This is a genomic window from Sedimentitalea todarodis (assembly GCF_032595355.1).
Taxonomy (GTDB): Bacteria; Pseudomonadota; Alphaproteobacteria; order Rhodobacterales; family Rhodobacteraceae; genus Sedimentitalea; species Sedimentitalea todarodis.
Genome location: NZ_JASMWN010000010.1, coordinates 104,305 through 130,718, shown reverse-complemented (window position 1 = coordinate 130,718; position 26,414 = coordinate 104,305). Strand labels below are relative to the sequence as shown.

Genomic DNA, 26,414 nt, shown 5'->3' with positions numbered 1-26,414 from the left:
TCAGGCCCCCTTCTGGATGATGTCGATGCAGCCGTCGGGCTGTCGGATGGCGTCGAGGCTGGACGGAATAATGATGGTGGTTTCATCCTCGGTCATCGCCGCCGGGCCCGAGACCCGATGCCCCGCTTCAAGGCTCGAGCGTTCCATCACATGTGCCGTCGCGAATTCGCCTGTCGCCGCGTCAAAGAGTTCCCGCGTGCCGTTCGGTATCGCAGCGAAATCGCCATTTGTGACCGCAACCGGCGCGACCTGTTCCGGCGGTGTGGTGGCGTTGACCGACCAGACGGTGATTTCCACGTCCATGCCCGCCACGGTGCGCCCGAAAAGCTTGGCGTAATCCTCTTCGAACCGCGCCAGGAAGGTCGCGGCGTCGGGGGCCATCGCCTGCTCTCGTGTCAGGCCGATCGGAATCTCCCAGCCCTGACCCGAATAGCGCATGTAGACCTTGAATTCGCTCAGGATCGGGCTGATTTCGTCGCAGGTGCGCACAAAGCCTGTGGCCTCGTCCTTCAACTCTGTCAGCAGGTCGCGGATCAGGTCGCCGTCGAAGTCCGAGAGCTTCATGTAGACGGAACGGTTGGCTTCGAAACTGAAAGGTGCGCGCAGAAACCCGATGGCCGATCCGACTCCGGCCCCCGGCGGAACGATCAAACGTCTGACGCCCAGCTTTTCACTCAACCGCCCCGCATGCAGCGGAGCCGCGCCGCCAAAGGCGATCATGGTGTATTCCGACAGATCTTCGCCATTTTCGACGGCATGAACGCGCGCGGCATTCGCCATGTTCTCATCGACCATTTCGGCCACTCCAAAGGCGGCCTCGACCGCACCCATGTCCAGAGTCTTGCCGATATGGGCGGTCAGGGCGTCCTTCGACTTGCCGGGGTGCAGCCTGATCGACCCACCGGCAAAATTGTCGGGATCAAGCTTGCCCAGAACGAGGTCGGCATCGGTGACACCGGGGCGCTCGCCCCCTCTTCCGTAGCAGGCCGGACCGGGTTCGGAACCGGCACTTTCCGGACCAACCCGAATCTGACGCAGACTGTCGACATGGGCCAGCGATCCGCCGCCTGCGCCGATCTCGACCATGTCGATCACCGGGATCGAAATCGGCATGCCCGATCCTTTCTTGAACCGGTAGGTGCGCGCCACTTCGAACACGCGGCTGGTCGTGGGGGTCTGGTTCTTGATCAGACAGATCTTGGCCGTCGTGCCCCCCATGTCAAAGGACAGCACCTTGTCCAGCCCATAGCGCGTGGCGATATGCGCTGCGAAAACCGCACCACCGGCAGGCCCGCTTTCGACCAGGCGCACCGGGAAATCGGCGGCGTTGCGGAGCGAAATGATCCCGCCGCCCGAATGCATCAGGAAAATCCGGCAATCGACACCCTCGCCGCGCAGGCGTTCCTCGAGCCGACCCAGATATGAGGCCATCAGCGGCTTGATATAGGCATTGGCGACCACGGTGTTGAAACGTTCGTACTCGCGCATCTGCGGCGAAACCTCGGATGAAATCGAAACCGTCACATCAGGCAGACGTTCGGCAAGCACATCGCGGATCAACTGTTCATGGCCCGGATTCAGATAGGAGTGGATCAAGCCCACCGCCACGCTTTCAAAACCGGCTTCTGCGATACGTTCCACGACGGTCTCGACGGCGGCAGGGTCCAGCGGGATCATGACCTCGCCCCGAGCGTTGATGCGCTCGGACACGGTGAACCGCATCTGGCGCGGCAAGAGCGGCTCGGGCAGGGTCAGGTTCAGATCATATTGCTCGAACCGGCTCTCGGTGCGCATCTCGATCACGTCACGAAACCCTTCGGTGGTGATCAGCGCGGTCTTTGCCCCACGCCGCTCGATCAGCGCATTGGTCGCCAGAGTTGTGCCGTGGATGATCTGGCCGATCTCGCCCGGTGCGACCCCGGCCTTGTCGCAGACCTGATGTATGCCGTCGATGATCGCATCTTCGGGTGCCGCATAGGTTGTCAGCACCTTGGTCGAGAACTGTTTGTCGCCCTTCTCGAGGACGACATCGGTGAATGTGCCACCGATATCAACACCAAGACGTATAGCAGCTGACTTCATTCCGTCGTTCTCCATTACATGTTCGATTGTTCGGGCTGAACCGTCGCATCCACCTGCCCATCAAACCTGTTGGTCGCCGCCGTCGGGAAACCGCAAAGATTCGATTGGCCCGATGAGAGTTGCAAGCCTTCTGGATCAATGCAAATTCTTACGGCATGCGGGCGATAGATTTACCCGCGCCCAGAAATCAACAGAACGGGGCGTTTTCGCCAAGCAATCTCGTTTCACGCCAAACAAGGGCCTGATCCTTCCCCACTGAATTGGTCCACCCCGATGGTTAGATAACGGACGATCGGTGCGGCTGCAGTCGGGCAACGAACAAGGAAGGAGGAGCGCATGTTTCTGCAAGAACATCCCGCTACGCGATCACAATCGCAAGGTATTCAATAACTCGCTGAATGGTTCCGCAAATGGGAGCCAGAGAACAGTATTCTTGGGGATAACTGGGGCCGCACTTCCAGAAAAAGACAGACTGGAGGATCAAAACTCACTCGCGATGGAGTTATTGCAAAACCCTTAGATCATATCAGAAATGAGACCTGACTCTGAAGAGAACCGTGCTCAGAACGGCATTCTCGAAGCCACTGGCATATCGTCGGCACTCAGATTATCGCCCCCCCTGAAACTGCCATTTTCGAGTCGCTAAGCGGTTGCTCGTCCAGAAAAATTGAGATGGTGCGGTCGAGAAGACTCGAACTTCCACGGGTGTTACCCCACAGCGACCTCAACGCTGCGCGTCTACCAATTCCGCCACGACCGCACGTCAGGGCTGGTGCGCCGGGCTATAGACCAAGGCCTGCGCCTTGTGAAGAGGCAATTGCCGTGTTTTTTTGCGGTTTGCCGATCTCCGTTTCCCCTTCCCTCCCGGTCGCCCCCGCGCTAATGCGTTGCCATGGTGGAATGGATCACATCTGACGGGCTGACGGACTATGACGAGGCCGTCTCGTTTATGGAGCAACGGGCGGCTGACATTGCTGCGGGCAAGGCTGACGAATGCATCTGGTTGCTTGAACATCCGCCGCTTTACACCGCTGGCACCAGCGCCCGGCGACAAGATCTCACCGATCCCGACCGCTTTCCGGTCCATGCCTCCAAACGTGGCGGGCAATACACCTATCACGGCCCTGGTCAGCGGGTCATCTATGTGATGCTCGATGTCGGCAATCGTGGACGTGACGTGCGCCGCTTCGTTCAACAGCTGGAAACCTGGGTGATCGCGACACTTGCCGAATTCAACGTTACCGGTCACATCCGCGAGGGCCGCGTCGGCGTCTGGGTCGTCCGCGACGACAAGCCCCTGACGGCGACCGGTCAAAAACCCGAGGACAAGATCGCGGCGATCGGCATACGTCTGCGCAAGTGGATCAGCTTTCACGGCATTTCGATCAACATCGAACCGGACCTTGACCATTTCACCGGCATCGTACCCTGCGGCATCAGCGACCACGGGGTCACCAGCCTTGTTGATCTCGGCCATCCGGTGGCGATGGCGGACGTGGACGTTGCCCTGAGATGCACCTTTGCACATGTGTTCGAAAATCAAACCGCTTCGGCACTTTCCCAACCCACCTGAAAACGCCACCATCCCGCGCGTTCATGGAATGGGTGGATCAACGTCATCCCCCAGACGCTCACCCCCCGCTCGCGACCCATCCTTCTGCGCCGCGGCATCGGAAAGAGTGTGAAGTGCGTCGGCGATCAATGTCCGCTATCCCGAAAGCAAACTGCGGACCATCTGCTACAGCGTCAACCCAACATTCACCGCCACGGCCCAGGCGACGCGCTCATCCTTGGCGGTCGGATCGAGATGATCGTAATGCACTCATGAGGCATTGCCAGTCATCTCTTACTGACTGTGGCACTCAATGCAGATCCTCTCGTGACGAGAGGCCCAAGAGGTCTTTCCCTGTCTTCAGTTGGAGAGATGTCGCGCCGCACCCACGTCAAGATGCCGGCCAACCGGTCTTACGAAGAAATGGGACTGTCGCCAGAACCCGAACGCACGGCAGGCAACCAACGCCGCTATGACGTGGCAGCACCTACGCGGCTGGGTCCTATGCGCCACGCGCGCGTGCTGGGCCAGCCTCTGGACGATGTCGCGGCGCTGATCTCGCTTGAAGGCGCGCGGGAAAACACCTCGACGCCGCGCATGAATTTGCGCTGAAACAGCAACGGCAAATCAGGGCGCGGATCGCGAAGTTGCATGACCTTGCGAGAGAGCTCGACGGTATCGCCACGGAACCCACGATCACGTCTGCGCGGTCCTGCACGCGTTCGGCGTCCCTGAGAATGTCCAAGGCCAGCGCCAACCCAAACCGGTGCGGCCCTACCCTGCAAGCACCGCGCGAATCCGGTCTGCGTGGACCCGGATCGCCTCCATGTCTCCCATCCTGCCCGGCGGGCGCAGGCTTACATCGGCATGACGGGGCAGAATATGGAAATGCAGGTGAAAGACCTCCTGCCCGCCATCGGCCTCATTGAATTGCTGCACGGTCACACCAGTTGCATCAAACGCGACCATCACGGCCCGTGCCAGCTTCTGAACCGTTCGCATCACCGCTGCCAGTTGCGCCTCGCTGGCATCCAGAACGTTGCGGCAAGGTGTCTTGGGAATGACAAGGCAATGGCCATCGGTGCGCGGCATGATATCCATGAACACCAGTGTTTCATCGTCCTCAAAGACCCGGATTGACGGGATCTCTTCGCGCAGGATCTTTGCAAAGATATTGTCGTCATCATAGGGCATCGGCTCGCTCCCTCGTTTCCAGGTCTCTTTCCAAGTGTTCCGCGCTTTGTGCGGAGCCTCGGCGGGCAGGTCAACCCACACAGCCGCCTGCGGGCCCTGATTTCATCTTTGTCCATACACTCCGGGGTCCGGGGCAGCGCCCCGGGACGGCGCACAAAACAAGGGGGCGCGGCAATTTATCTTGATCCAAATCAAACTCCGCCATTGAAGCCCACCTGTAGTCATTCTAAAACCTGAATAGATTTTCGCACGCGCCAGTTTCTCTGCGCGTGTTCATATGTAACAGGAGGCGCCAAATGGCCGACGCAGCCATTCATGGTCACGAGCACGCGGACGAGCGCAATTTCTTCACGCGTTGGTTCATGTCCACCAACCACAAAGACATCGGTATTCTGTATCTTGTGGTGTCCGCATTCGCCGGCTTTATCTCTGTCGCTTTCACCGTCTACATGCGGATTGAACTCATGGAGCCCGGTGTTCAGCACATGTGCATGGAAGGTGCCCGGCTCTTCGCCGATTCATCGAGCCCCTGCACTCCCAACGGCCACCTCTGGAACGTTCTGATTACCGCGCACGGCATCCTGATGATGTTCTTTGTCGTAATCCCCGCGCTGTTCGGCGGATTCGGCAACTATTTCATGCCCTTGCAGATTGGCGCGCCCGACATGGCGTTCCCGCGCATGAACAACCTGTCGTTCTGGCTCTACGTGTTCGGCACCACCCTGGCGGTCTGCTCGGTGCTGGCCCCCGGCGGTAACGACCAGGCCGGGTCCGGCGTCGGCTGGGTGCTCTACCCACCGCTCTCGGTCAATGAAGGCGGCATGTCGATGGATTTCGCGATCTTCGCGGTGCACGTCTCCGGTGCCTCGTCGATCCTTGGCGCGATCAACATGATCACCACCTTCCTGAACATGCGTGCCCCCGGCATGACCCTGTTCAAGGTGCCACTGTTTGCCTGGTCGATCTTTGTCACCGCCTGGCTGATCCTGCTTTCCCTGCCCGTTCTGGCGGGTGCGATCACCATGCTGCTGATGGATCGGAACTTCGGTTTCACTTTCTTTGATCCGGCCGGTGGCGGCGATCCGATCCTCTACCAGCACATCCTGTGGTTCTTTGGCCACCCGGAAGTGTACATCGTGATCCTGCCCGGGTTCGGCATCATCAGCCACGTCATCGCCACTTTCTCGCGCAAGCCGGTCTTCGGCTACCTGCCGATGGTCTGGGCGCTGATCGCGATCGGTTTCCTCGGCTTCGTTGTCTGGGCGCACCACATGTACACCGTGGGTCTGACCCTGAACCAGCAGGCCTATTTCATGCTGGCCACGATGACCATCGCGGTGCCCACCGGCGTCAAGATCTTCAGCTGGATCGCGACGATGTGGGGCGGTTCGATCGAATTCAAGACACCGATGCTCTTTGCCTTCGGTTTCCTGTTCCTGTTCACCGTCGGCGGCGTCACCGGCATCGTCCTGTCTCAGGCTGCCGTGGATCGTTACTATCACGATACCTACTATGTGGTGGCGCATTTCCACTATGTGATGAGCCTCGGCGCGGTGTTCGCGATCTTTGCCGGCATGTATTTCTACCTGCCAAAAATGTCTGGCCGGATGTATAGCGAAACGCTGGGTAAGATACATTTCTGGATGTTCTTCATCGGCGCGAATCTGACCTTCTTCCCGCAGCACTTCCTCGGGCGTCAGGGCATGCCGCGCCGCTATATCGACTATCCCGAAGCCTTTGCCTATTGGAACTGGTGGTCGAGCATGGGCGCATTCCTGTCCTTCGCCTCGTTCCTGCTGTTCTTCGGGATCATCTGGCACACGCTGAGACGCGGGGCCAAGGTGACGGAAAACAATCCGTGGAACGAATACGCCGATACGCTGGAATGGACCCTGCCCAGCCCGCCGCCCGAACACACGTTCGAGCAGCTGCCCAAGCAGGAAGACTGGGACAAGGGCCACGCCCACTGATCCCGACCACAGATGAACGACAAAGGCCCCGGAAACCCCGGGGCCTTTCTTGTTTGAGGGCCATCCCACCTCCAGTCAGCCAATTGTCAGGGAAGCCTGCCTGCCTCTTGTGGGCAACCCGGCAGCGCCTTACCTCTTGGTGATGAAACATACAGGAGATTTCCGATGATCACTGTCACCCCCGTTACCCCGGAGGGGATTCTCGAGATCCAGTTGAGTGGCACACTTACCGCCGATGACTATGCCGACACGCTGACACCTGCGATGGATGAGGCCGCCGCAGATCAGGGACGCCTGCGCCTGCTTCTCCGAATGGGTCCCGACTTTGAAGGTTTCACGGCCAAGGCCGCCTGGGCAGACGCCAAGCTGGGAATGCGCCACTGGTCAGGGTTTGAGAGAATCGCCGTTGTCACCGATGCCGACTGGATCGAAAACATGGTGCAGGTGATGGGCTTTGCCATGCCAGGCGCGGTGGAAACCTTCGACCTGGACGAACTGGACGATGCCCGCCGCTGGCTGACCGAATCCCTCGGCAGCCTGCACATGACGGATCTGGGCAACAACATTCTGCAAGTCCAGTTGCTGGGCAAACTCGATGCCGCAGCCTATGCCAACGCCGATGACAAGCTGGATGCCTATGTACGTGACCATGGCAGGTTCAAACTGTTGCTGGACTTACGCGAATTTGATGGCTGGCATGGTCTGGCGGCGCTAGGCGATCACCTGAAGCTCGTACGCGACCACCGCCACATCCCCACCAAGGTCGCGATCCTCGGCGATGAAGGCTGGCAGAAACTGGCCCAGAAACTGATGCGCCACTTCATCTCGGCAGAGACCAGATATTTTGATGAAAAGGATGCCGGCGCGGCAAATGCCTGGCTCGCGTGATGTCGTGACGCGATCACAATGGGCGGACGGGGTGTCAAATCCCGTTCACCCATAGCGCTGTACTTGCTAGTATGGCTTGAAAGTCATGCCCGAACCTTGCGATGCCCTATAACTGGTCGAAATCTGACGCAAACGCCCCGGCGCAAGAGCTTCAGCTCTGGCCGCACCAGTCGCTGCCACCCAAGGGCTATGCCGGCTTTATTCTTGCCACGTTCATACTGATCCTGATTCCGCTTGTGCCGCTTCTGGGCAGCGTGCTGCTCTGGGGCCTGCTACCGTTCCTGCTGCTTGCCGTCGGCGGGCTCTGGTATGCGCTGGACCGCAACCATCACAATGCACAAGTGCTGGAAATCCTCACGCTCACTGACAAGGACGCGCACCTCATTCGTCATAATCCCAATGGAGCGGCGCAGGAATGGCAATGCAATCGCTACTGGACCACGACTCAGATGCACGAAACCGACGGTCCGGTGCCCCATTACGTGACCCTGAAAGGCGGGGGTCGCGAGGTCGAAATCGGCGCCTTTCTCTCCGAGGACGAGCGCATTGCACTCTTTGAAGAGCTGAACCGCGCGTTGCGCAAGTGATCAGCCAGACCATTGTGGCCGCCAGGCATCGGTTTGTGAGCGTCACCCGCACGAGTCATCCCGATTCGCGCGCGTTCCGTCCAACGTTCCAAGGCTTCATGGCGCTAAAATCTTGCGGCCTGACGCAGGTTAATCTGAGCGGCCTAACCGGTGCACAGCCTGTCCTTGACCAGCGGGCCGACCTTGCCGAAATCCATCTGACCGGTGTACTTGCCCTTGAGTTCGGCCATCACCTTGCCCATGTCGCGGATCGAGGTGGCACCGGTTTTTTCAACGGCCGAGCGGACGGCCTTCGCAATCTCATCCTCGCCCAGTTGTTTGGGCAAGAACTCTTCAATGATCTCAATCTCTTGCCGCTCTCTCTCGGCAAGATCGATCCGCCCACCTTCTTCGTAGGCACGGGCGCTTTCCTGTCGTTGCTTGGTCATCTTGCTCAGGATCGCCAGCACATCGGCGTCACCGACACCACTGTCCGGCCCCTCGCCACGCACGGCGATGTCCTGATCCTTGATCGCCGCACAGATCAATCTCAATGTCGAAAGGCGCATCTTGGCCTTGTCGCGCATCGCCTGTTTGAGGGCGTCATTCACCCGCGTTCGCATGCTCATATCGCTTGTTCCATCCCCATGGAGTTCGAAACCCAGACACTACAGAAGGAAAATGCGCGATACAACCATGCCGTCATTACGTAACCCATTGAAATTGCAATGGGTCCCAAATCGTGACCGGGCTTGACCTGTGCCCGTGTGCCGCTTAGGTATCCGTGAATTCAGCACATCAGAGAGTCGCGCCATGGCCACATCCGCCCTGCCAAAGCCCACCGCCTGCCTGGCACTTGCGGATGGTACTGTTTTCTACGGCACCGGTTTCGGCGCGACCGGGCAGACCACTGCCGAGCTTTGCTTCAACACCGCGATGACCGGGTATCAGGAAATCATGACCGATCCGTCCTATGCGGGCCAGATCGTCACCTTCACCTTCCCCCATATCGGCAATGTCGGGGTTAATCCGGATGACGATGAAACCGCCGACCCGGTTGCCTCGGGCATGGTGGTGAAATGGGATCCGACCATGCCCAGCAACTGGCGCGCTACGGAGCGCCTGCAGGATTGGCTGACCCGGCGCGGGCGCATCGCCATCGGCGGTGTCGATACCCGCCGCCTGACCCGCGCGATCCGCCAGCAGGGCGCGCCGCATGTGGCGCTGGCGCATGACCCGGACGGAAACTTTGATCTGGAAGCGCTCGTTGCGGCGGCACGCGAGTTTGCGGGCCTGGAGGGGATGGACCTCGCCAAGGAGGTCACCTGCGCACAATCCTATCGCTGGAACGAAATGCGGTGGGCCTGGCCGGACGGCTACGCCCACCAGAAAGCACCCAGATTCAAGGTGGTGGCCATCGACTATGGCGCCAAGCGCAATATTCTTCGTTGCCTGGCCAGTGCGGGATGCGATGTGACGGTGTTGCCCGCAACCGCAACCTCGGACGACGTCCTGGCCCATCAACCGGATGGTGTGTTCCTGTCCAACGGCCCCGGCGACCCGGCCGCCACAGGCACCTATGCAGTGCCGATGATCCGCGACGTATTGGACAAGACCGATATCCCGGTTTTCGGCATCTGCCTCGGACATCAGATGCTTGCCCTCGCGCTCGGCGCGAAGACCGTCAAGATGAATCACGGCCACCACGGCGCAAACCATCCGGTCAAGGACATGGAAACCGGAAAGGTGGAAATAACCTCGATGAATCATGGCTTTGCCGTTGATGCTCAAACGCTGCCGGACGGCATCATCGAAACCCATAGGTCCCTCTTTGACGGCTCCAATTGCGGGATTCGCATGACCGACCGCCCTGTCTATTCCGTCCAGTACCATCCGGAAGCCAGCCCGGGACCGCAGGACAGTTTCTATTTGTTCGAACGTTTTGCAGAGGCGATGAACGCGCAACAAACTTAGAGATTCTCGAAAACTCTCCTAACATTATTAATAAGTTCCAGCAACTTAACCGATTGTTAACTCTACGAGGTTCACGCTGATCCCCGACTTTCACAGCGGGTTGGGCGACCGGGATGAACACTCAAAACCTGCGGCTTCTGATGTCACGCCCGGCCCCGATCGAGCCTGGCCGTGGCCGATTGCGCCTGGGCAAGTATCTGGTCGACAACGGGTCGATCACCTTGGATCAATTGATCCGCGCCCTGCATATGCAGTTGACGTTGGGTGCGCCGATTGGCGAAATCCTGGTATCCGAAGGGTGGGCCAGCCCGGCCGATATCCGTGATGCGCTCGCACAACAGTATCATATCCGCGAAGTTGATCTGACGCTTGAACCTCCGGATGAGGACCTCTGTCATCGCATGCCGCACGGGTTTTGGCTGAGACATCGCGTCATTCCATGGAAACGCGAAAACGGGACGGTGCTGATAGCCACGGACAGGCCGGATCGCTTTGAAGCGGTGCGCATGGCACTCGGCGATACCTACGCTGACGTCCGGCCAATCCTTGCCAGCGGCGCCCAGATCGAGGCCTCCATCGCCGATAGGTTCACGATGGCGATGGCCAAGGCGGCGGGGGCCCGCGTTGCGTCCCGCTACAGTTGCCGCACCTGGCAATCCGGGAATCGTGCGGTACTTCCTGCCATCCTGTTCTTGCTGGCGGTCGCGCTGATCTTCGCACCCGTGACGGTCCTCGCAGCGCTCAGCATCATGGCGATCGCCACGCTTATCATGTTTGCGTCCCTCAAGCTGGCGGCCCTCGCTGCGTTTCTCTTTCATCCCCGGCACGCAATCGCATCCAAAGAGAAACCGCTCACAGGGCGGCCTCCCGCCCGACGCCCCAAGATTTCAGTGCTTGTGCCGCTGTTTCGCGAAAAGGAAATTGCCGGTGCCCTGATCCGCCGGCTGGAGCGACTGACCTATCCCAAGACACTGCTGGATGTGATCCTCGTGCTGGAGGAACATGACGAAGTCACGCGCCAGACATTGGCCCAAACCCGGTTGCCCGCATGGATGCGGGTGATCCGCGTCCCGGCCCATGAGGGGCTGACAACCAAGCCCCGGGCAATGAACTATGCGCTCGATTTCTGTCGCGGCGATATCATCGGCGTCTGGGATGCCGAAGACGCCCCGGCCCCGGATCAACTCGAAGCCGTTGCGGCCCGATTTGCCGATGCGCCGGAAGATGTGGTTTGTTTTCAAGGGGTTCTGGACTATTACAACCCGCGCACGAACTGGCTCGCGCGGTGTTTCACCATCGAGTATGCAAGCTGGTTCCGGGTGGTTCTGCCCGGTATCGCGCGTCTGGGACTGGTGATTCCCCTTGGCGGGACGACCCTGTTCTTTCGGCGTGACAAGCTTGAGGAATTGGGCGGATGGGACGCCCATAACGTGACCGAGGATGCAGATCTCGGGGTGCGACTTTGTCGGGCAGGCTATCGCACCGAATTGATCGATACCGTGACGTTTGAAGAGGCGAACTGCCGCCCCTGGCCGTGGATCAAGCAACGCTCGCGCTGGCTCAAGGGGTTCATGGTCACCTACCTCGTGCATATGCAAAGCCCGCGTCGGTTGCTCTCCGATCTTGGCCTGACACGGTTTCTCGGCCTGCAGGCGTTTTTCATCGGCACCCTGTGCCAGTTCCTGCTTGCGCCGGTGCTCTGGTCGTTCTGGCTGGTGCTTCTGGGCTGGTTCCATCCAGTGCACACGCTGGTGTCGACATCAACCGCCACCGTGATCGCGGGGTTGTTCATCTGCGCGGAACTGTTGGTGTTTGCCATCGGGATTACGTCCGTCGCCGCTCCCGAACGGCGGTTCCTGCTGCGTTGGGTTCCAACGATGCCGCTCTATTTTCCGCTGGCGGCCATCGCGGCCTACAAGGCGCTCTACGAGTTGGTTTTTCGCCCCTATTACTGGGACAAGACCCAGCACGGTCACGCGCCTTCAGAGCTGGGCACCGATTGAGCCGGGTGTTCTGCGTCCGCGCGCTCAAGGGTGTCAAATCAGCGAAACACTACGCCAATTGGGTGAATGACCTGGCGCTTCATTCGGCGCGCTCGCGCGCGTCCGCGTCCTGTTTCAGCCGGGTCATGAACGCAACCGAAATATGTTCTTTCAGAGCGGCTTCGGCCCTGCCCTCGTCTCGCGCTTCTATCGCGCTGACGATGCCATCATGTTCTCCCTGCGCGATTTCACCCCGTCCCTGCGCGGCAAGCGAAGTGGTCGCCATCAGGGCCATCGTCCGATGGACCAGATCAAGTTGCTGCACGAGATAGCGATTGTGCGAGGCAAGATGGATCTGCTTGTGAAACCGCCTGTTCGCCCGCGCCAGCGCCGCCGGGTCGTTGATCAGCGCGTCATCCGCTGACACCATGGCACGCAAGACCGCGATCTCCTCTTCCGTGGCATGTTGCGCAGCCAGCCGCGCGGCCAACCCTTCCAACTCGCGCCGGACCACGTACAGCTCTGACATCTGGTTGTGCGTGAGCGACGCCACGATGAGCGACCGACCGTCGCGTTCCAGAAGCGACTGGGTTTCCAACCGCTGCAGCGCCTCGCGGATCGGCGTACGCGATACGCCAAAGCGCTCGGCAAGATCGCTCTCCACCAAGCGGTCGCCCGGCTTGTATATGCCGACATCTATGGCTTCGAGGATCAGACTATAGGCATCGGTCTGCGGCTGTTTGGTATAGGTCATCCGATCCTTTCCGGCCTTGGGGTCTGTCCTGTCTACAGGCGCGCGGCCTTGACGATCAACCCCACCGTTGATTTGCATCTCCCCGTGCCCTAGATCACGGGCATGGTCAAAGCCGCGTTTTCCCACGTCACCACCTGGGTGTTCGATCTGGACAACACCCTGTATCCGCCCCAGGCCCGCCTGTTCGATCAGATCGAAGTGCGGATGACGCAATTCGTGATGGATGCGCTTGGAGTCGACCGGGCGCAAGCCGACCGGTTGCGCAAACAATACTGGCACCAATACGGCACCACGCTGGCCGGTTTGATGCGCGAACATGATGTCGATCCCGGCCCCTATCTGACCGATGTACACGACATTTCGCTCGATCATCTTGAACAGGATGCTGACCTGCGTGCCCGGATCGCGGACCTGCCGGGCCGGCGGATCGTCTATACCAATGGCTGCGCCCCCTATGCCGAACGCGTGCTGGGCGCACGCGGTCTCGCGGGGCTGTTTGATGCGGTCTATGGCGTCGAGCATGCGGGCTTTCTGCCCAAACCGGAACGGGCTGCATTTGAGACCGTGTTCGCCAGCGACGGAACCGATACCCTCCGCGCGGCCATGTTCGAGGATGATCAGCGCAATCTTGCCGCGCCGCATGCGATGGGGATGCGCACGGTGCACGTGGCACCGGAACCGCACGGTGCGGACCATATTCACCATCACACGGACGACCTTGGCGCATTTCTGAAAACAGTGGCCTAGGATGACCAGGGCCCGGTCGCCGGGACGGGACAGGATGTCGCTTGGTCTCTGCCCTGACGCTGACCTACGCTGAATGGACAAGAAGGACCGATCCGATGGCTGACTCCTGCGACATCCTGATTTCCGGTGGCGGCGTTGCGGGGCTGACCGCAGCCGTCGTGTTCGGCAATGGCGGTTTCGATGTGATCTGTGTCGATCCTGCTCCGCCCATCACCAGCCGCGACACCGAGGGATCAGACCTGCGCACCACCGCGATCCTTCAGCCCGCGCGCAACCTCCTGGAACCTTGCGGCCTTTGGAGCCGGTTTGCCCCCTTCGCCGCACCACTTCAGGTCATGCGCATCGTCGATGCAGGTGGCGCGCGTCCGCAACCACGTATCATACGCGATTTCAATGCCGCGGATGTTTCGGATCAACCGTTTGGCTGGAACCTACCCAACTGGCTGCTGCGCCGTGAACTGGTGGCGCGGCTTGGCGACCTGCCAAACGTTGATTTCCGTCCGGGTACCGGCACCACCAGCCTGTTCACCCGCCAGAGTGAAGCCCGCGTTGGCCTTGGCGATGGCAGTCGGATCCGGGCGCGGCTGGTGATTGCTGCAGACGGGCGCGACTCGCCCATGCGGCAGGCAGCCGGCATAGAAGTGCACACCACGCGTTATGGGCAAAAGGCACTGGCCTTTGCGGTCACCCACCCTGTGCCACATGAGAACGTCTCGACCGAAATTCACCGCAGCGGCGGGCCCTTTACGCTGGTGCCGCTGCCTGACTACGAGGGACAGCCGTCGTCAGCGGTGGTCTGGATGGAGCATGGTCCCCGCGCCGCGACCCTGTACGGGATGGATCAATCCGACTTTGAAGCCGCTATGACAGAACGGTCATGCGGGCTTTTTGGTGCGCTGACACTTGCCTCGCGCAGGACGATCTGGCCGATCATCACGCAGAAAGCCGACCGCATGTCAGGCGAGCGAATTGCGCTGATGGCCGAGGCCGCGCATGTGGTGCCGCCGATTGGCGCACAGGGACTGAACATGTCGCTGGCCGATTTGCGCACCCTGCTCGACCTTGCACTGGCGCGTCCGGACGAGTTGGGCGATGCACAGATGCTCGATGCCTATCACGACGCCCGCATCCGGGATGTCACGTTGCGGGCACAGGGGATCGATCTGCTGAACCGCGCGTCGATGATGGAGGCCCGCCCGCTGCGCGACGCGCGTGCGGCAGGTTTGAATGCCCTCTACTCGCTGCCGCCTGTCCGCCGCACGCTGATGCAGATGGGACTGGGCGTCAGGTAGCGTGACGTCCGGTCGTTCTGCTGCAAGGCCTCAGAGGACCTGCTCTAGCGCGCCTTTGAGACGCCCGATGGTGCCATCCACGTCATAGAGCTTGTCCAGACCGAAGAGACCGAGCCGGAAGGTGCTGAAATCCGAAGGCTCATCACATTGCAGCGGCACACCTGCGGCGATCTGCATTCCGATCGCGGCAAACTTCTTGCCAGTCTTGATATCCGGGTCGCTGGTATAGCTGACCACAACGCCCGGTGCGCCAAAGCCATCGGCGGCGACTGATGTCATGCCCATGTCCCTGAGCATCGCGCGCACCCCATCGCCAAGCGCCCATTGCGCGGTACGCAGGCGATCAAACCCATAGTCGCGGGTTTCAAGCATCGTGTCGCGGAAATCGCGCAACGCATCGGTGGGCATCGTGGCGTGATAGGCATGGCCGCCAGTCTCGTAGGCCACCATGATCTGCCGCCACTTGCCAAGATCGATCGCAAAGCTGTCGGATGTCGTTTCCTGCAACTTTGCCTCGGCCCGCTCTGACATCATGACCAGACCAGCACAGGGTGACGCACTCCAGCCCTTTTGCGGGGCGGAAATCAGCACATCGACACCGGTCGTCCGCATGTCGACCCAGACACATCCCGAGGCAATGCAGTCCAGCACCATCAGCGCGCCGACCTCATGTGCGGCGGCGGCCATCGCTGTGATATAGTCGTCCGGCAGGATCACACCCGCCGATGTTTCAACATGCGGAGCAAACACAACGTCCGGGCGGCTCGAGCGGATTTCGGCAACAACCTCGTCAATCGGCGCCGGGGCAAAGGGCGACGGGCTGGTGTTGGCGGTCTGCCGCGCTTTCATCACCGTGGTCTGGGCCGTCAGACCACCGGTTTCGAAAATCTGGCTCCAACGGTAGGAAAACCATCCGTTGCGCACCACCAACACGTTGGCATCGCGGGTAAACTGTCGGGCGACGGCTTCCATCCCATAGGTGCCGCCGCCGGGAATCACGGCAACCGCGTCCGCATTGTAGACGTCTTTCAACATCTCGGAGATGTCGCGCATCACCTGCTGGAACATAGCGGACATGTGGTTGAGCGAACGGTCTGTAAAGACAACGGAAAATTCCTGAAGTCCTTCCGGGTCAACGGTATCAAGCAGCGCGGGCATTGGTATCCTCCGTGGCAATCAGAGCCTTTCCATAGCCCGAGGGACGCAGGTTTGGCAAACTGGCATTTCTTTGTTGTTGTGAACTAGCCGATCGGTCCTGGACGGCGCTCCTCACTGAGCAGGACATTGGCCTCGACATCGCCTGCGCCGGGCAAGGTCATGATGCGCCGTCGGAGGACACGCTCAAAATCGGAAAGATCGCGGGCAACCACGCGCAGACGGAAGTCATAGAGACCCAGAACATGCTCGACGGTCTGCACTTCGGGGATCGCGCTGACCGCGCGTTCAAAGTCATCGAGGCTGACTTGGCCCTTGCGGGCGAGCTTGACCCCGAGAAAGACCGTGACTCCAAAACCAAGCGCCTCGGCATTCAATCGAAGGCGTATTCCCTTGATCACACCCTCCGTTTCCAGCCGCCGGATTCGCCGCCAAACCGCAGGTTGCGACAAGCCGAGTTGTCGGCCAATGGCGCCCGCACTTTGGCTGGCATCACGGAGCAGCGCGCGAAGAATGAACCGGTCGGTGTCGTCAAGTTCGATCACAGCGGCAGCGCCTCGTTGCTCTTGATACGGGCCAGATGCATCAGCGCTTCGATGTCGGCGATGTGCGGCAGGGTCAGGATGCGCTTGCGATAGACCTGCTGATATTCCGTCATATCCCGTGCAATCACCGCCAAGCGTACGTCAACGCGGCCCAGAAACGTTTGTATTTCGAGAACTTCCGGCACCTCGCGGGCTGCGGCGATAAAATCGTCAAACGCGCGGGGCTGTGTCTTGTCCAGCGTGATCCTGAGGCTGACCTCAACCGCATAGCCAAGTGCGGACCAATCGATCACCGCCTCCTTCCCGAGGGTCAATCCCTGGGCCTGCATCTTTTCAATGCGTCGAAAGACTCGTGACGGGGTGAGATTTGCAGACGCCGCGAGTTCGGCATTCGTCAAAGTCGGCTCTGCCTGAAGCAGGCGCAAGAGGCGGCGGTCTGTGTCGTCAAGCATGATCTATTCATCTATTGAAGAATTCGCGAATAGATATGCCGGAATTATCGCACAATATCCACCCTGTACCACTCCCAATCCGGTTCAAGCCCGGATACACCCGGCAAAGGAAATCTGACAGCGAAAGGAACGCCAAGATGCGCGTCTATTATGATCGCGATTGCGATATCAACCTGATCAAAGACAAGAAAGTGGCCATTCTGGGCTATGGCAGCCAGGGCCACGCCCATGCACTGAACCTGCGCGATTCAGGGGCAAAGAACCTCGTTGTTGCATTGCGCGAAGGCTCTGCCAGCGCCGCAAAGGCCGAAGGCGAAGGCCTGAAGGTCATGGGGATTGCCGAGGCCGCGGCCTGGGCCGACCTGATCATGTTCACCATGCCCGACGAATTGCAGGCCGAAACCTACAAGAAATATGTGCATGACAACATCCGCGAAGGGGCCGCGATTGCCTTTGCCCACGGGTTGAACGTGCATTTCGGCCTGATCGAAGCCAAACCGGGCGTCGATGTCATCATGATGGCCCCAAAGGGCCCCGGCCACACGGTGCGCGGCGAATATACCAAAGGCGGCGGCGTGCCCTGCCTGGTTGCCGTGGATCAGGATGCCAGCGGCAAGGCGCTGGAAATCGGCCTGTCCTATTGCTCGGCCATTGGCGGCGGGCGATCGGGCATCATCGAAACCAACTTCCGCGAAGAATGCGAAACAGATCTGTTCGGCGAGCAGGCCGTGCTCTGTGGCGGACTGGTTGAACTGATCCGCATGGGTTTCGAAACCCTGGTCGAAGCCGGCTATGCACCCGAAATGGCCTATTTCGAATGCCTGCACGAAGTGAAGCTGATCGTGGATCTGATCTATGAAGGCGGCATCGCCAACATGAACTACTCGATCTCCAACACGGCGGAGTACGGCGAATACGTCAGCGGCCCGCGGATCTTGCCATATGACGAAACCAAGGCACGGATGAAGGCTGTTCTAAGCGACATCCAGACCGGCAAGTTCGTGCGCGACTTCATGGCCGAAAACCAGGTTGGCCAACCGTCGTTCAAGGCAACCCGGCGGATCAACGACGAGCACCAGATCGAAGCCACCGGCGAAAAGCTGCGCGGCATGATGCCGTGGATTTCCGCTGGCAAGATGGTCGACAAAGAAAAGAACTGACTTAGGCAGGGTGCGTCTCGGCGCACCCTTCGATCCCTATCGAAGTGTTCCTTCTTGACCCCGGCCAACTGCCGGGGTCTTGTCGTTCCAAGGTGATGCAACGCTTCAATATTCCACAACAGGCCCTTGATAAATATGGATACCCGCCCCGAAATCACTGCCAAGAGCTGGACCATGATATCGATCCTGGGAGTAGTCTGGGGCGGCACATTTCTGGTGATCGAACTGGCGCTTGCCGGGATCACTCCGTTTTGGCTGGCCGCCTGCCGGATCGGGTTCGGAGCGCTGTTGACCGGTGCTGTCTGGGGCTTGCGTGGTGGACGCCTGTTTGCAACACCGCCGAACGGTGGCGAACGGATCAACCTTTGCGTGATTGCCGCGCTCAGTTCGGCGATGCCCTTCATGCTACTGTCCTGGGGCCAGCAATATGTCACCTCGGGCTTTGCCGGGGTGTCGATGGCAAGCGTGGCCTTGATGGTCTTGCCGCTGGCGCATTTCCTTGTGCCGGGTGAACGCATCACCCTGCGTCGGGCCATCGGGTTCGTCATCGGATTTACCGGAATCACGATGCTGATCGGCGGACAGGCCTTTGAAAGCACAGGCGTTGCGCTGGAAATGCCGGGGCGGATCGCCTGTGTCGGGGCGGCAGGATGCTATGCGGTGAGTTCGGTGTTGATGCGTCGCCTGCCCCCGGTCGATCCGGTCGGATTGTCGGCAATGTTGCTGATCCTTGGCGCGCTTCTGGTGATCCCGATGGCGTGGATCGTTGAAGGGCCACCCCCGATGCCGGATGCGCGCACGCTGTGGTTGGTTGCCTTTCTGGGCTTGCTGCCGACGGCGGCCGCCAACCTGCTGCGGGTCACCGTCGTGCGCACGGCGGGGCCGGTGTTCATGAGTCTTGTGAACTACCAGGTTCCGGTGTGGTCCGTGCTGATGGGTGTGGCCATTCTGGGTGAACCATTGCCCTCGTCGCTGATCTGGGCGATGGCGCTGATCCTGTCAGGAGTCGCGCTTAGCCAGATTGGCGCCCTGCGGCGGCTGTTCGGCAGTTGAACGGCTCACCCCAGCCATCGATCAGATGGTAACGGCCTCTGTCACCGCCTGTACGATGCTGTTGACCGCACGATCGAGGATCGCCGGATCCTCGCATTCGGCCATGACCCGGATCAACGGCTCGGTACCTGATTTGCGGATCAGCAGCCGCCCCTTGCCGTTCAATTCAGTTTCCGCATCGGCAATGGCAGTCTGGACCATCGGCAATTCAAGCGGCTGCTGCCCGTCGCCGTAGCGCACGTTTTTCAACAGCTGCGGCACCGGTTCGAACTGGCGGGCAAGCTGGCTGGCGGGCGTGTCGGAATGGACCATTTCCGCAAGAAAATGCAGCCCGGCCATCAAGCCGTCACCTGTTGTGGCGTAATCGGTCATCACGATGTGACCGGATTGCTCGCCGCCAAGGTTGTAGCCCCCTTCGCGCATGCGTTCGACGACATACCGATCGCCAACGCCGGTGCGTTCAAGCCGCAGACCCTCTGATTGAAGGTGCCGTTCCAGCCCGAGATTGGACATCACGGTCGCAACCAGCGCACCTCCGGCAAGTTGGCCTTCGGCGGCGCGGCGCGTGGCCAGCAGCGCCATCAGCTGATCGCCATCCGCTATGGTGCCGGTTTCATCAATCATGATGACCCGGTCCGCGTCCCCATCCAGACAGATGCCAACATCCGCTCCGTGGGCAACAACGGTTTCGGCAGCCGCGCGGGGTTTGGTCGATCCACAGTCGCGGTTGATGTTGTGTCCGTCCGGCGAAACACCCACAGGAATCACATCCGCGCCAAGTTCCCAGAGCGTTTCCGGCGCGGTACGATAGGCCGCGCCATTTGCGCAATCGATCACCACCTTCAACCCGTCAAGCCGAAGGTCACGGGGCAGAGAGGACTTTACCCGCTCGCCATAGCGGAACCGGGCGTCATCAATACGTTTGGCGCGACCGATATTCATGGCCTGCGCGGGTTCAACGCCGGAGTCGATCAACGCCTCGATCTCGGCTTCGACCTGGTCGGAGAGCTTATAGCCATCGGGACCGAAGAATTTGATGCCGTTGTCCGCTGCGGGATTGTGACTGGCCGAAATCATGACGCCCAGATCGGCCCGCATGGAGCGGGTCATCAGACCGACGGCAGGCGTCGGCACCGGACCAAGCAGCAGCACGTTCATTCCCGTAGAGGTCAGACCCGCAGTCAGGGCGTTCTCGAACATATAGCCGGAGAGCCGCGTGTCCTTGCCGATCACCACCCGATGCACACCGCCGGCATCGCGCCGGAAATAGCGTCCAACCGCGGCCCCGATGCGCAGTGCCATATCGGCGGTCATGGGATGCACATTGGCCGTTCCACGCACGCCGTCGGTTCCAAAAAGTTCTCGCATCAGATGTCCTTGCTCCTATCTCGCCGCTGCCCAGAGGCGCAGCGCCTGCGCAGTGTCGTCTACGTCATGTACCCGCAGGATTTGCACACCCTGGGCCAGCGCGGCAAGTCCTACGGCAATCGAACCGGGCGCGCGGGTGGCGGGATCGGGGGCCTGCCCGATGGTGCCGATGAACCGTTTGCGCGACACACCGAGCAGGATCGGGCACCCGAGGCCGTGAAACAGGCTGAGGTTGCGCAGAAGCGCGAGGTTGTGCGCCTCGGTCTTGCCAAAACCGATTCCGGGATCGATCACCATGCGGTCGCGCGGGATCCCGATCGCCGAAAGGGACGCAACACGGGTCTGCAGGTAGGCAAAAACATCCAGAACCACGTCGTCATAGTGCGGATTCTGCTGCATCGTCGCAGGGTCCCCAAGCGCATGCATGATGCAGACCGGCACACCTGCTGCGGCGCAGAGAGGGGCGAGATCCGGATCATAGGTAAAACCTGCAACGTCGTTGACCAGTGACGCACCCGCGTCCAGCGCGGCACGGGCAACGGTCGATTTGCGGGTGTCGATCGAGATCGGCAGGTCGGTTTCCTGCCTGAGCGCCGCGATCACCGGAGCGGTGCGGATTGTTTCAACCTCGCAATCAATCGTGTCGGCTCCTGGTCGAGTCGATTCGCCACCGATGTCGATAATCGTCGCCCCTGCCCGGATCATCGAAAGCGCGGCATTGCGGGCTGTCCCGGGGTCGAAATGCACGCCTCCATCGGAAAAACTGTCCGGTGTGACGTTGAGAATGCCCATGAGTTGCGGCACGCTCATGTCGAGCCCCATGAGATCCTTGCGCGGCGCGGTGAGGTTTTCCAGCAGGTCGGCGGGCAACTCAGACGCAGGCACCAGCCGGGGCGGTGCAGTGCGATCAAGTATCTCGGCATGAGTGAACCACAGGCTCTCACTGCCCGCGAGGGGCAGCGCCCCCTTTGGCCGGGTTGCCCCGTGCTGGACCAGCGGTCTTACGGCCGGGCTCACAGGATTTGCTGCTCCACGGAGACAGCGCGCAAGGACACGCCGGAATCCTTTGGCAGGTCAGAGCCGATCACCAGCATTTCATCGGCGGCAAAGGTCGCGGCAAACCAGGCCGCCAGCGCCACCGAGTCAGATGGTGCGGCAGATGGTCCGTCAACGGCATCCAGCACGATCTTGGACGGGGCCCAGACCGAAATCTGGCCGTTCTTCATGGCCCAATCGAGTTCGGTTCGCGTTGCCACGACCTTGCACCGCAGATCGCGTGCCGCCAGCGCCCAGGCGTTCTGTTCGATGGCCAGAAGGTCGATTCGCCGCTGCGTCATCTTGTGTCCAGTCATCGGGCGCGGCTGTTCATGCGCGCCAACGCAGAGCACAAGTGGTCGATCCCCCCCGGCAAGCTGGTCGATCCAGCCGGAGAGGTTGTCTGATGCTATCGCGCGGTTGGAAAGATAGGTCAGGCGCGGATGCGGCCGATCATCATCATGCACCGGGCTTTCCAGCACCTCTTGCGCGATCTGGTCGCGGCCGCGCACGATTTCGACTCCAAGCGCACCCGGCCCCCGGTCGAGCTTTTCCACGCGCACGAAAACCCGGATCGCCTGCGGCTCCAGCAGGATGCGCTCGGCAATGCGAGCCGCGAGGGTTTCCAGCAGGTTCAGCCGTTCCTCAGCCAACTCGTAGGTGATGGCCTCGGTCACCTTGTCATAGGACAGGATGCGGTCCACATCGTCGTCGATCGGGCCGGTGAGCGGCTGCACTTCGACAACGACATTGAAGCATATCCGCTGGGTCTTGCCCCGTTCGGCCTGAAACGCGCCGATATCGACGGCGACGATGTGATCTCGCAACGATATCCGGTCAAGCGGCTCCTGCGGGGCGGTGGCCTCGGCACGTTCGGAGGGATGCGCAAAGGCGAGACGGATTTCAGAGGTCATCTAGGAACCTTTGGTTGGGGCCTGGGGCGATGGCACGCCAAATGTAATATTCAGACTAGCAGCGCGAGGGGTGCGCGACCAGCCGACAATCGTTTCCATCGACACGTCAGAACCCAATGTCTTAGAAAAATGTGGGCCAGCGACCACGAACCCTCCCAAGTTCATTGTCGCTGGCCCTTGACCGTCCGGCATCACCAAAGTGGCGGTCGGTATAGTGCGTCAGATCAGAAATGCTGCGAACCATCGCCATGTTTCCCTGCGGAAACCCCCTCCTGGATGGTCGCTTCTGCTGACGCCGATTGGTTTCTCCCGGCTTTGAAACGTCTATTCGCTGCTCGCGGTACGAACCTCCGGGCGATAGAACACATGCACGCCGATACGGGCGGTTTCCTGAAAGCGGCGAGACCAGGACGGACGCACCGCAACGGTGTGGTAATACGTGGCCCCGTCGGTCAGATCGACACCGGTTCCGTCGATTGCGGCACGCGCAACCTTGGCGACACGGCGGAACGCGCCCGGTTCCGCAATCACCTCGTCGCGGCCGTCGCAGGTATAGGTGAACTGGCACTGGTAGCGACGGCCGGTCCCTTGGTTGATCACGCTGCACAGCGAGCCCGGAAAGCGGCTGCTCTTGACTCGGTTCAGAATGACTTCGGCAACGGCAAACTGGCCCTTGATGGTTTCCCCGCGCGCTTCAAAGTACAGCGCCTCGGACAGGCAACGCCATTGCTCGCCACCGCTGGCAGGCGGTTGACTGTCAAGCCAGGTCTTGGAGAGGGTCGCCCTGATCGGCTTGACCTCGGCGCGTGGCTGGGATGCGGTCAGCAGCGATTTCAGGTATGGTCCCAGACCCAACTTCTTGGATTGGGTGCGTTCCTGCGCTTCTTCGACAGAGTCGGATAGTTTGGCATCAGCCTTGGCCATGTCAGGAGCCAGACCGGATGCAAATACAAAAAGGCAGACGACCGCTAGAGCGGTTTTCGAGCGAAACATTTTCTTCAATTCCCCAAAGAACGATCCGCGCTGGACCCTCCCGCGACAAGCGCAGGGCAGGCCATAGACAAATTTTCGCACAAGATCCAGTTTTGTGGATTTTGCAAGCGGATTTTCGCGTATGGAACGCGCTAATTTGAGTCAACCGCGCTGCGGGGTGTCACAATTTGTAGCAGAGTCCGCGTCTGCCCCGGATATTTTGTCAGCGATGGCAAGCTGTGCAGCGGCCAGACGCGCCACGGGGACCCGGAATGGGGAACAAGACACATAGTCGAACCCGGCCGTCCGGCAAAAGGCGATGGATTCAGGATTGCCGCCGTGTTCACCACAGATCGACAGGGTGATTCCCGGATTGCTTGCCCGACCCCGGGCGGCCCCGAGTTGCACCAGTTCACCCACTCCATCTGTATCGAGCACATGAAAAGGGTCTTCGGGAAAGACATGCTGTTGTACATAGTCGGACATGAACCGTCCGGCGTCGTCGCGGGACAGACCATAGGTCATCTGGGTCAGGTCGTTGGTGCCAAAGCTGAGAAACGAGGTATCAGGCGCGAATTCCGCAGCGCGCAGGCAGGCGCGCGGGGTCTCGACCATCACCCCCAAACGAAAATCAAATGTCTTGCCCTTCTCGGCGCGGACAGCGGCAGCAACTGCATCCACCCGTCTTTTCACCAGTTCTACCTCGCGTCGGGCCGAGACCAGTGGAATCATGATTTCGGGTACCACCGGCTCGCCATCCTCGCTGGCCCGCAAAGTGGCCTCAAAGATTGCACGCGCCTGCATGTCGTAGATTTCCGGCACCGTCACACCGAGCCGGACCCCACGCAGACCAAGCATCGGGTTGTATTCTTCCATCGCTTCGATCCGGCGAACCACGTCGCTGACCGGCAGGTTCAGCGCCTCAGCCAGTTCGCGTTGCCCGGACTTGGTATTGGGCAGGAACTCGTGCAGTGGCGGGTCAAACAGGCGGATGCAAACCGGCTGGCCTTGCATGATGCGAAAGAGCTGGACAAAATCGTCGCGCTGCATCGGCAGCAGCCGTTCCAGAACGGCGGCGCGCCCGGCGGATGTCTGGGCAAAGATCATCTCGCGCATGACCGTCATGCGACCGGGATCAAAGAACATGTGCTCGGTACGGCAAAGGCCAATGCCCTGCGCATCGAAATTGCGCGCGGTCTGGGCGTCGGCCGGGCTGTCGGCGTTGGCGCGAATGCCGATGTCACGCGCCTCGTCCGCCCATCCCATGAGCGTTTGGAACGCATCGTCTAGCGCCGCCTCGATCGTGGCCGGCTCGCCTGCAAGCACCTCACCATTGCCACCGTCGATGGTGATTGTGTCGCCCGCACGCAGCACCCGCCCATCAGGAGCGATGAGTTGCCGCTTGCCAGTGACAAAGCGCAGCGCAGAGGCCCCGACGATACAGGGCAGACCCAGCCCGCGCCCGATCACCGCCGCATGGCTGGTGATGCCGCCGCGTTCGGTCAGTACCCCGGCTGCGGCATGCATGCCGCGAATGTCCTCGGGCGAAGTCTCGCGTCGGACCAGGATGCTGGCCTCGCCGCGCGCCGCCGAAGATTGTGCCTCGGCAGAGGTAAAGACGATGCGCCCGGTGGCCGCTCCAGGACTGGCGCCGATACCGGTCGCCAGCACATCGCGCACCGCATCGGGCGCGACCTGTCTGTGCAAAAGTTCGGTAACCGCATGCGGGTCAACACGCATCACCGCCTCTTGCGGGGTAATGATGCCATCGCGGGCGAGTTGCACGGCAATCCGCACCGCCGCACGACTGCTCCGCGACACGCGCACCCCATCCAGAATGTGCACGCGGCCATTGCCGATGACGAACTCCACCTGCATCTCTTCGCGCAGCTTGTGCCGCATCAGCGCCGCATGATCCTTGAGATCGGCAAAGGCCTCGGGTGCGGCCTCTGCCAGCGACGGACCACGCTTGTCCTTGTCCAGAAACAGCGCCTCGGTCCCGGCCCCGAGCGCATCGCGTCCCTGGCTCTGGCTGAGGTAACGCCCGGTGATCTGCGGCTTGCCTGTCTCTTGATCCACAAGCTGCAGGACACCGGAGCCGCATTCCCCCTGCCCCAGTCCCGGAATCATCTCCTGCACCACAAGGCCGAGCCCCGCATCCGCAGGGGCGCCCTTGGCCTGACGCAGCAAACGCGCCGACGTCCCCTCCCACGCCCGCGCCATCGAGCGCAGCACGGCGGCAAGCTGCGCCGCCGGATCCTGCGGGAACCGTTCTTCGGTTTCGGCCTCGTAGGCATGCAGCGTCTCTCGCAGGCCCTGCGCCCCGTCGCCTGCGACACCGTCAAACATGTCCGGATCAAGCCGGGCCACGTGAAAGGAATAGGACTGCACAAAGCGCAGATACAATGCCGCCGCCGCATCCTGCCCCAGGGTATCGCAGAACTCGGCATAGCGGGCATCGTTCATGCCCACGTTCAGCACCGCGCCCGGTCCACCCCAATCCGGGTCCTCCGAGGACGGGCGCACACAGAGAAGCGTGTCCGGCTCGAACTGCCCGACAATGGCAACGATATCCGGCAATTCATCGGCAGCGATGCGATGCACCGCATCAAAGGACAAGGCCACGGTGCGCGGCACCGGCATGTCGAGCCGAACCAATCGCTGCAGGCATTTTGCCCGCCCGCCATGGGTCGAGGCCGCCAACGGCGCATCCGGGGTTATCAGCGTGGTATGCGGATTGTTCTGCATGGGCTTTCTGC

23 protein-coding genes and 1 tRNA gene are annotated in these 26,414 nt (G+C 60.8%); 11 read left to right on the top strand and 13 right to left on the bottom strand.

Features of this window, described 5'->3' with window-relative positions; genetic code table 11:
* Complete coding sequence (locus tag QO231_RS13690) at positions 1-2,082, bottom strand: hydantoinase/oxoprolinase family protein (RefSeq protein ID WP_316777282.1); 2,082 nt, start codon at positions 2,080-2,082, stop codon at positions 1-3.
* Positions 2,083-2,755: 673 nt separating this feature from the next.
* A tRNA-Leu gene (locus QO231_RS13685) sits at positions 2,756-2,842 on the bottom strand.
* A 132-nt stretch (positions 2,843-2,974) separates the two neighbouring features.
* Here QO231_RS13685 and lipB point away from each other — a divergent pair.
* Entirely contained in the window at positions 2,975-3,655 is a 681-nt protein-coding gene (gene lipB, locus QO231_RS13680) for a lipoyl(octanoyl) transferase LipB (RefSeq protein ID WP_316777279.1), read from the top strand.
* 351 nt (positions 3,656-4,006) lie between these two features.
* Positions 4,007-4,246 carry a MerR family transcriptional regulator gene (locus tag QO231_RS13675; protein ID WP_316777278.1) on the top strand — a complete coding sequence of 80 codons (240 nt, stop codon included), beginning with the start codon at positions 4,007-4,009 and terminating at the stop codon, positions 4,244-4,246.
* A 162-nt stretch (positions 4,247-4,408) separates the two neighbouring features.
* Here the strand turns inward: QO231_RS13675 and QO231_RS13670 are convergent, their stop codons facing one another.
* The gene (locus tag QO231_RS13670; protein WP_316777275.1) at positions 4,409-4,828 is read right to left on the bottom strand and encodes an HIT family protein; all 420 of its coding nucleotides are present in this window, start codon (positions 4,826-4,828) and stop codon (positions 4,409-4,411) included.
* A gap of 296 nt (positions 4,829-5,124) precedes the next feature.
* Here QO231_RS13670 and ctaD point away from each other — a divergent pair, with 296 nt between their 5' ends.
* The 3 genes from ctaD (at position 5,125) to QO231_RS13655 (ending at position 8,273) form a co-directional block, all read left to right on the top strand.
* The gene (gene ctaD, locus QO231_RS13665) at positions 5,125-6,798 is read left to right on the top strand and encodes a cytochrome c oxidase subunit I (RefSeq protein ID WP_316777271.1); all 1,674 of its coding nucleotides are present in this window, start codon (positions 5,125-5,127) and stop codon (positions 6,796-6,798) included.
* 165 nt (positions 6,799-6,963) lie between these two features.
* The gene (locus QO231_RS13660) at positions 6,964-7,686 is read left to right on the top strand and encodes a SpoIIAA family protein (RefSeq protein WP_316777268.1); all 723 of its coding nucleotides are present in this window, start codon (positions 6,964-6,966) and stop codon (positions 7,684-7,686) included.
* Between the two features lie 101 nt (positions 7,687-7,787).
* A complete protein-coding gene (locus QO231_RS13655; RefSeq protein WP_316777265.1) occupies positions 7,788-8,273 on the top strand; it encodes a DUF2244 domain-containing protein in 486 nt (161 codons plus the stop codon).
* Between the two features lie 143 nt (positions 8,274-8,416).
* On the opposite strand, the gene QO231_RS13650 is transcribed toward QO231_RS13655, so the two are convergent.
* The gene (locus tag QO231_RS13650; RefSeq protein ID WP_316777263.1) at positions 8,417-8,881 is read right to left on the bottom strand and encodes a GatB/YqeY domain-containing protein; all 465 of its coding nucleotides are present in this window, start codon (positions 8,879-8,881) and stop codon (positions 8,417-8,419) included.
* Positions 8,882-9,065: 184 nt separating this feature from the next.
* On the opposite strand from QO231_RS13650, the gene carA reads away from it, so the two are divergent.
* Both carA and QO231_RS13640 read left to right on the top strand, forming a co-directional pair.
* Positions 9,066-10,226, top strand: coding sequence for a glutamine-hydrolyzing carbamoyl-phosphate synthase small subunit (gene carA / locus QO231_RS13645; protein ID WP_316777261.1), 1,161 nt, complete (start codon positions 9,066-9,068; stop codon positions 10,224-10,226).
* Positions 10,227-10,339: 113 nt separating this feature from the next.
* Positions 10,340-12,229, top strand: a complete 1,890-nt coding sequence (locus QO231_RS13640; RefSeq protein ID WP_316777258.1) for a glycosyltransferase — start codon at positions 10,340-10,342, stop codon at positions 12,227-12,229.
* 79 nt (positions 12,230-12,308) lie between these two features.
* Here the strand turns inward: QO231_RS13640 and QO231_RS13635 are convergent, their stop codons facing one another.
* Positions 12,309-12,962 carry a GntR family transcriptional regulator gene (locus tag QO231_RS13635; RefSeq protein ID WP_316777255.1) on the bottom strand — a complete coding sequence of 218 codons (654 nt, stop codon included), beginning with the start codon at positions 12,960-12,962 and terminating at the stop codon, positions 12,309-12,311.
* 102 nt (positions 12,963-13,064) lie between these two features.
* On the opposite strand from QO231_RS13635, the gene QO231_RS13630 reads away from it, so the two are divergent.
* Together QO231_RS13630 and QO231_RS13625 are read left to right on the top strand one after the other, a co-directional pair.
* Positions 13,065-13,709 (top strand): pyrimidine 5'-nucleotidase, encoded by a 645-nt coding sequence (locus QO231_RS13630; protein ID WP_316777252.1) that lies wholly within the window; start codon positions 13,065-13,067, stop codon positions 13,707-13,709.
* Positions 13,710-13,804: 95 nt separating this feature from the next.
* Positions 13,805-15,001, top strand: a complete 1,197-nt coding sequence (locus tag QO231_RS13625; RefSeq protein WP_316777248.1) for a UbiH/UbiF family hydroxylase — start codon at positions 13,805-13,807, stop codon at positions 14,999-15,001.
* Between the two features lie 30 nt (positions 15,002-15,031).
* Here QO231_RS13625 and QO231_RS13620 read toward each other — a convergent pair whose 3' ends face one another.
* The 3 genes from QO231_RS13620 to QO231_RS13610 form a co-directional block, all read right to left on the bottom strand.
* Positions 15,032-16,159, bottom strand: a complete 1,128-nt coding sequence (locus QO231_RS13620; RefSeq protein WP_316777245.1) for an aminotransferase class V-fold PLP-dependent enzyme — start codon at positions 16,157-16,159, stop codon at positions 15,032-15,034.
* Between the two features lie 83 nt (positions 16,160-16,242).
* Positions 16,243-16,701, bottom strand: coding sequence for an Lrp/AsnC family transcriptional regulator (locus tag QO231_RS13615; protein ID WP_316777242.1), 459 nt, complete (start codon positions 16,699-16,701; stop codon positions 16,243-16,245).
* Positions 16,698-17,153 (bottom strand): Lrp/AsnC family transcriptional regulator, encoded by a 456-nt coding sequence (locus tag QO231_RS13610; RefSeq protein WP_316777239.1) that lies wholly within the window; start codon positions 17,151-17,153, stop codon positions 16,698-16,700. Before QO231_RS13610 ends, QO231_RS13615 begins: the two co-directional genes overlap by 4 nt.
* A gap of 137 nt (positions 17,154-17,290) precedes the next feature.
* Here QO231_RS13610 and ilvC point away from each other — a divergent pair, with 137 nt between their 5' ends.
* Both ilvC and QO231_RS13600 read left to right on the top strand, forming a co-directional pair.
* A complete protein-coding gene (gene ilvC / locus QO231_RS13605; protein ID WP_316777236.1) occupies positions 17,291-18,313 on the top strand; it encodes a ketol-acid reductoisomerase in 1,023 nt (340 codons plus the stop codon).
* Between the two features lie 174 nt (positions 18,314-18,487).
* Positions 18,488-19,366 (top strand): DMT family transporter, encoded by an 879-nt coding sequence (locus QO231_RS13600; protein ID WP_316777233.1) that lies wholly within the window; start codon positions 18,488-18,490, stop codon positions 19,364-19,366.
* 21 nt (positions 19,367-19,387) lie between these two features.
* On the opposite strand, the gene glmM is transcribed toward QO231_RS13600, so the two are convergent.
* The 5 genes from glmM to QO231_RS13575 form a co-directional block, all read right to left on the bottom strand.
* A complete protein-coding gene (glmM, locus tag QO231_RS13595; RefSeq protein ID WP_316777229.1) occupies positions 19,388-20,734 on the bottom strand; it encodes a phosphoglucosamine mutase in 1,347 nt (448 codons plus the stop codon).
* A gap of 15 nt (positions 20,735-20,749) precedes the next feature.
* Complete coding sequence (gene folP, locus QO231_RS13590; RefSeq protein ID WP_316777226.1) at positions 20,750-21,751, bottom strand: dihydropteroate synthase; 1,002 nt, start codon at positions 21,749-21,751, stop codon at positions 20,750-20,752.
* Positions 21,748-22,683, bottom strand: coding sequence for a dihydroneopterin aldolase (locus QO231_RS13585; RefSeq protein WP_316777223.1), 936 nt, complete (start codon positions 22,681-22,683; stop codon positions 21,748-21,750). Before QO231_RS13585 ends, folP begins: the two co-directional genes overlap by 4 nt.
* A gap of 324 nt (positions 22,684-23,007) precedes the next feature.
* A complete protein-coding gene (locus tag QO231_RS13580) occupies positions 23,008-23,607 on the bottom strand; it encodes a cell wall hydrolase (RefSeq protein ID WP_316777220.1) in 600 nt (199 codons plus the stop codon).
* A gap of 210 nt (positions 23,608-23,817) precedes the next feature.
* On the bottom strand, positions 23,818-26,403 hold the full coding sequence (locus QO231_RS13575) for a putative PEP-binding protein (RefSeq protein WP_316777218.1): 2,586 nt from the start codon (positions 26,401-26,403) through the stop codon (positions 23,818-23,820).
* Between the last annotated feature and the right edge of the window lie 11 nt (positions 26,404-26,414).